Annotated in this window: 1 protein-coding gene; it reads right to left on the reverse strand. The window is 68.8% G+C overall.

Going from position 1 to position 760, the window contains the following annotated elements; all coding sequences use genetic code 11:
• Positions 1 to 132: 132 nt before the first annotated feature.
• Positions 133 to 760, reverse strand: a 628-nt coding sequence (locus C9414_RS20695; RefSeq protein WP_142398065.1) for a stage II sporulation protein M, incomplete at its 5' end; no start/stop codon positions are given.

Below are 760 nucleotides of genomic sequence, written 5' to 3' on the forward strand. Positions count from 1 at the left end.
AAGATCACAAACAGCGGTGCACTGGCCAGCAGCCAGCTGCCCCATACCGCGCGGGCATGGCGGCGGGCCAGGGCGCTGCCCAGCTCCATCGCCTCCCAGCCGCTGCGTGCGCGCAGCACCACGTCCAGGCGGTCAATCCGCATCGCCGCCTCCGCGCCCGCCGCGCCACAGCCAGAGCAGCACGCCGGCCCACAACACGCCGGCCACGCTGAACTTGCCCCATGCCGGTACTTCGGCAATCGACGACCAGAACGCCTCGATGAACGCCGCCACCAGCAGCATGAAGGCCACGCCCAGGCACAGCCGCGCGCCGATGCGTCCGCCTTCGACCAGCGCATCCAGGCGGCTGCGCCGGCCCGGTGCCAGCAGCTTCATGCCCAGCTGCAGGCCGGCGCCACCGGCAATCACGATGGCGGTGAGTTCGAAGGCAGCGTGGCCGACCACGAAGCGCCAGAACGGGTCGCCATGGCCGATGTGCTGCAGGTGACCGGCCACCGAACCGAAGATCACGCCGTTGAACAGCAGCACCAGCAGCGTGCCCAACCCGGCCAGCAGGCCGCTGGCAAAGGTGCGCAGGGCGATGCTGATGTTGTTCATGATGTAGTGGCCGAACATCATCCAGTCGGTGCCGCTGTCGCGGCCCAGGCGCTCGGCGGCCGGGTCGTACATGCGTTCCATCTCGGCGATCTGGCGGTTGTCCATCAGCTGATGGATCAGGTCGGGGTAGAGCTGCACCAGCACGAAGCAGGCCACGGTCGGC

Origin of the sequence: Bacillus sp. Nf3 (assembly GCF_003028545.1) — a bacterium.
GTDB classification, from domain to species: domain Bacteria; phylum Bacillota; class Bacilli; order Bacillales; family Bacillaceae; genus Bacillus; species Bacillus safensis.